The sequence below is a fragment of the Desulfocurvus sp. genome (assembly GCF_023230885.1).
Classification (GTDB): domain Bacteria; phylum Desulfobacterota; class Desulfovibrionia; order Desulfovibrionales; family Desulfovibrionaceae; genus Desulfocurvus.
In genome coordinates this window covers 1-5165 of record NZ_JALNWM010000226.1, presented here as the reverse complement: position 1 = coordinate 5165, position 5165 = coordinate 1, and the positions used below count along the sequence as shown (strand labels likewise).

General features: G+C 74.5%; 3 protein-coding genes and 1 pseudogene. 2 read left to right on the top strand and 2 right to left on the bottom strand.

Annotation, left to right across the window (positions count from 1 at the left end):
• Nucleotides 1-124 precede the first annotated feature (124 nt).
• The gene (locus M0P34_RS13565; protein ID WP_291500050.1) at nucleotides 125-901 is read right to left on the bottom strand and encodes a transporter substrate-binding domain-containing protein; all 777 of its coding nucleotides are present in this window, start codon (nucleotides 899-901) and stop codon (nucleotides 125-127) included.
• A gap of 60 nt (nucleotides 902-961) precedes the next feature.
• Entirely contained in the window at nucleotides 962-3421 is a 2460-nt protein-coding gene (locus tag M0P34_RS13560; RefSeq protein WP_291500048.1) for a carbamoyltransferase HypF, read from the bottom strand.
• A gap of 209 nt (nucleotides 3422-3630) precedes the next feature.
• Between M0P34_RS13560 and M0P34_RS13555 the strand changes: the two genes are divergently transcribed.
• Both M0P34_RS13555 and M0P34_RS13550 read left to right on the top strand, forming a co-directional pair.
• Entirely contained in the window at nucleotides 3631-4365 is a 735-nt protein-coding gene (locus M0P34_RS13555) for a sulfite exporter TauE/SafE family protein (protein WP_291500046.1), read from the top strand.
• Between the two features lie 561 nt (nucleotides 4366-4926).
• Nucleotides 4927-5165 (top strand): annotated as a pseudogene (locus M0P34_RS13550) (hypothetical protein); the annotation flags it as partial.

Below are 5165 nucleotides of genomic sequence, written 5' to 3'. Positions count from 1 at the left end.
GCTGCGCCGCCGGAAAATCCAGGCCCCTTGTGCGCATGAGGTCCGCCGCGCCCCTGGACTCTTCCGCGCCCTTGCCGCCCGCCCCCCTGAACGGTCCGCTAAGATTGGTTTTCCCCGCGGTCGGCTAGGGGCAGGGGATGCGGGGGGCTGGCGCGGCGCAGCCGTGTTCGCGCAGCAGGCGTTCCAGGGTGCCGTCGGCGCGCATGGAGTCCATGCCCTGGGCGAAGGCGCGCGCCAGGGCTTCGTGGTCCGGCAGCAGCCGGGGGAAGCAGACCGTCAGGGCCTTTTCCTCAAGCACGGCCGCCAGGCGCAGGTCGCACTTCTCCCCGGCCAGTTCCGGGGCCAGGTGCGCGGCCACATAGGCGTCGGCCACGGCCACGTCCACCCGCCCGGCCAGCAGGGCGCGCAGGTTGGTCAGGTCGTCCGGGCTCCTGTTCAGGGCGAGCCAGGGCGTATGGTCGATCTGGCGGGTGTTCCTGTAGCCCAGGACCACGCCCACGCGCAGGCCGCGCAGGCTTTCGATGCCCGTATAGCGCCATTCGGATTCCGAGCGGGTGAACAGGGCCAGCGGGCCGCCGGGAAAGGGCCGGGTGCAGAGGGCTTTGCGGCCGCTTTCGGCGTCTGCGTAGGCGGGCAGATAGCCGTCGTAGTGCCCGGCCAGGGTCGCCTCCCGGGCGCGGCGCCAGGGCAGGAACACGAAGCGCGCCTCAAGGCCCGAGCGGGCCAGGGCCTCCCGGGCGACGGCCGCCACGCAGCCCTGGGCGGGCAGGTCCGGCCCGACGTAGGGCGGCCAGTCCAGGGTGGCCAGGGTCACCACGCGGGCCGGGGCGTCGCCCGGGGCGGCGAGGCCCGGCGCCAGCAGCAGGGCCAGGAGCGGCAGGATGCAGAGGGCGCGGCGCATGGCGGCTCCGGGGTGGGTGGTTATCGGTTTTTGCGTATTCCCGGTGCGACCCTATCATGTTTACACTGGCGTTGACAAATGCCCGTGGCAGGTTCCGCCCGGGCCGCCCTCCAGCAGGCGCAGGGCCAGGGCGGCCTGGCCCAGGCTGATGCAGCCGTCGCCCGGGGGTAGGGCCCGGTGCACCAGGGGCTCCAGCCCGCGCGCGCGCAGCGCCCGGGGCAGCAGGGTGGCCAGGGTGCGGTTGAGCATGGACCCGCCGGACAGGGCCACATGGTCCAGGCCCGTGGCGGCGGCGAAGGCGGCGGCCATGTCCGCCAGCCCGCGCACCAGCCCGAGATGGAAGCGGCGGCTGATGGTCCCGGCGGGCACCCCGGCCTCCCAGTCGGCCAGGACCTGGGCGAACAGGGCCAGGGTGTCGAGCTGGGCGGGCTGGGCCGCGCCGCGCAGGGGCACGTCGTAGCCGGACTCGTCGTCCTGGCCGCCCGGGCCGTATTGCGCGCTCTCCAGGGCGATGGCCGCCTCGGCCTCGTAGGCCGCCACGAGCTTGATGCCCAGCATGGCGCCCACGGCGTCGAACAGCCGGCCGCAGCTCGTTGTCAGCGGGCTGTTCAGCTCGCGTTCGAGCATCCGGGCCACCAGGGCCGAGGCCGGGCCGTGGGCCGCCAGCCAGGGCCAGGGGCGGCCCCGGGGCTCGGCGACGCCCAGGGCGTGCAGGAATGCCTGGGCCACGCGCCAGGGCTCGCGGATGGCGGCCTCGCCCCCGGGCAGGCGCACGGGGCTGAAGTGCCCCAGGCGCTCGTGGCAGGGCTCCTGGTTGTCCACCAACAGGCACTCGCCGCCCCACAGGGTGCCGTCCTCGCCCAGGCCCGTGCCGTCCAGGGCCAGCCCGATGACCGCGCCGTCGAAGCGGTTTTCGGCCATGACGGCGTGGATGTGCGCCAGGTGGTGCTGCACGGGGAAGAGCGGCAGGCCCCGCGCGGCGGCGTATTCGCGGGCGAAGGCCGTGGTCATGAAGTCGGGGTGCAGGTCGTGGGCCACGGCCCCGGGCTCCACGCGCAGCACGTCCTGGAGGTGCGCGGCCATTTCCTGATAGAAGCCGCTCGTTTCCAGGTTTTCCATGGTCCCGATGTGCTGGCTGACGAAAGCCTGGTCGCCCTTGGTCAGGCACAGGGTGGCCTTGAGTTCCGGCCCGGCGCCGAGCACCGTGGGCCCCGGGCGCGAAAGGAACACCGGGGCGGGGGTGAACCCGCGCGCCCGGCGCAGGAACTGCGGCCCGGGGCCGTCCGGCGCGCCGTCGTCCACCACGCGCAGCACCGAGTCGTCGCAGCGCACGAGGATGTCGCGGTCGTGCAGCAGGAAGATGTCGGCCACGCCCGCCAGCCGGGCCAGGGCCTCGCGGTTGCCGGTGCAGATGGGCTCGCTGCTCAGGTTGCCCGAGGTCATGACCAGGGCCGGGGGGCAGGGCGGGGCCCCGGGGCCGTCGGGCTGCCCGGGGGCGCCCGCCCTGGCCCGGGCCTCGGCGTAGCGCTTGAAGAGCACATGGTGCAGCGGCGTGTAGGGCAGCATCAGCCCCAGCTCGGGGGTGTCGGGCGCAAGCAGGGCCAGGGCCGGGCCCAGGGGCGAGGGCCTTCGCGCCGGGGCCAGGACGATGGGCCGGGCCGGGGCCGTGAGCTGGGCCAGGGCCGGGGCGTCGAGCCGGGCCAGGGCCCGGGCGGCCTGCCGGTCGGCGACCATCAGCGCCAGGGGCTTGCCGTAGCGGTGCTTGCGCTCGCGCAGCAGGGCCACGGCCCGGGCGTCGGCCGCGTCGCAGACCAGGTGGAACCCGCCCAGGCCCTTCATGGCCAGCAGGGCGCCCCCGGCCAGGGCCCGGGCGGCGGCGGCGATGGCCTCTCCGCCGCTGGCCAGCTCGCGGCCCGAGGCATCGGCCAGCCACAGGCGCGGGCCGCACACGGGGCAGGCGTTGGGCTGGGCGTGGAAGCGCCGGTCGCCGGGGTCGGCGTATTCGCGGGCGCAGTCCGGGCACAGGGGGAAGCAGGCCATGGACGTGGTCGCCCGGTCGTAGGGCACGCTGCGGGTGATGGTGTAGCGCGGGCCGCAGTTGGTGCAGTTGGTGAAGGGGTAGTCGTGGCGCCGCCCGGCGGGGTCGTCCATGTCCGCAAGGCAGTCGGCGCAGGTGGCGGTGTCGGGGCTGATGAGCACGTTGTGGCCCTGGCCCGCCGTGCTGGCCAGGATGGCGAAGGCCGTCTCGCCGGGAACGGCCTCCAGCTCGGCGCGCGCGCAGGAGACGATGCGCGCCAGGGGCGGCAGGCGGTGCAGCAGGTCGTGCCCGAAGGCGTCCACGGCGCCGGACGGCCCCTGGACCTCCACGGCCACGCCCTCGGGCGTGTTGCGCACGCTGCCCGTGAGGGCGTGCTCGCGGGCCAGGCGATGGACGAAGGGCCGAAAGCCCACTCCCTGCACGGCGCCGGTGACGACAAAGCGCCTGCGCAGGGGGCTTGGGGTGCTGGCGTGGTCTGGCATGTGTCCCTTTCCGGCTGGTTTGGCGGGGTGGATGCGCCCCGGCGGGGCCCCCGCACCGGTGTAGAACCAAATCCGCCGGGCTGTCCAGCCGTGCGGGGAAAAAGGGGCGCCCGGCGCTGGACTCCGCCTGCGGGGAAGGCTATGACCCCCCGGTGCGCGGCGCGCGTTCCGCCTCCCGCGCGTCCACCGCCCCCGCGAGGCCCGCCCCCATGCTGTCCGCCACCACCGCCGCCATCGCCGCCATCATCTTCGTCGCCGCCTTCATCCAGGGCACGGCGGGCTTCGGCTTCGTCTTCTTCTCCCTGCCCATCCTGGCCCTGCTCGTGGATTTCCGGGTGGCCGTGGTGGCCCTGGTGCTGCTCGCCCAGGTGCTGAACCTGCTCATCCTGTGGCAGCACGGCTTCCGGGCCGACTGGAAGAGCGTGGTCCCGCTGACCGTGGCCACCCTGCCGGGCATCCCGGTGGGCGTGTGGCTGCTGACGGCGCTGCCCGTGGCCTGGCTCCAGGGCTCGCTGGGGGCGCTCCTGGTGCTCTACGCGCTGTACCAGTGGCTGGCGCGCCCGGTGCCGCGCCGGGTGGGGCGGCTGTGGATGGCCGCGGCCGGGTTCGCGGCCGGGTGCCTGGGCGGGGCCCTCAGCTCCCAGGGGCCGCCCATCCTGGTCTATGTGTCCCTGCAACCCTGGGACAAGGACCGCGTCAAGGCCACCCTGGTCGGCTTTTTCTGCACCACGGGGCTGTTCGTGATCCTGGCCCAGGCCTGGCAGGGGCTGATCACCCCCGAGCCCCTGCGGCTGGCCCTGGTCTGCACGCCGTTCATGGTCGCCGGGGTCCTGGCCGGGCGGCGGCTCTACCTGCGCCTGGGCGACGACGGCTACCGCTCGCTGCTGACCGTGCTGGTCTTCATCCTGGGGCTGGCGATGCTCGCTCGCTCCCTGGGCGGCTGAGGGCGCGGCCCGTCCATTCGCGGCTCCTCTCCCCCCCGGCCGCCCGTGCCCGCCGCCCCGGGGGCGCCCAAGGCGCGACCAATACGCGACGCGCTCGGACAGGCGCCCCCGCGCAGGGGCGGGGACACCTTGCGCATCACCTTCCACATCCGCGAGAGGTTCGGCGCCCCCGCGCAGGGGCGGGGACACCCCTGGCGCTTGTGGATTCCGGCGCACCGGGCCAGCGGCGGTCCCGTGCAATACCGTTGACGCGGGCCCGCACGACGGCCCCGCGCGGGCGGGCAGGGCGGGGGCAGCCTTCCGTTTCCTCCTCCCGGGCAGGCAGGCCGGGGCAGGGTGGCCTGTCCCGCCCGCGGCCTGCCCGGGGCTGCGTGTCTCCGCCGTCCTGTATCCCTGCCCCGTTTACAGTGTGTAAAGAATCCTGACACCCTATGGCCCCCCGGCGCTCCGCCGGGCTGGCTCCATCGCGCATCTCCGGCAATTAATCCCTTTGTTTTCAATTCTTTATATTATTTGGGCGAACCCCTTGCCCCTGGCACGGGCGTTGCTTTTCCGTGGGCCATGAGCAGTGCCGAGTCCAGCTTGCGGGCGCCCCTGGTGGCCCTGGCCGAGAAGAACCCGCGCATCCGCAGCTTCCTGGCGCGCGAGTTCGCCGCCCGGGGCTGGCGCGTGGTCCTTGCGGCCGACGGCGCGGCCCTGCGCCGCGCGGCCCAGGGCGAGCCCCGGCCCGACGTGTTCGTGGTGGACACGGAGCTGCCCTTCCTGGACGAGGGCCTGCGGAGCCCCGACGGCTCCGCCCT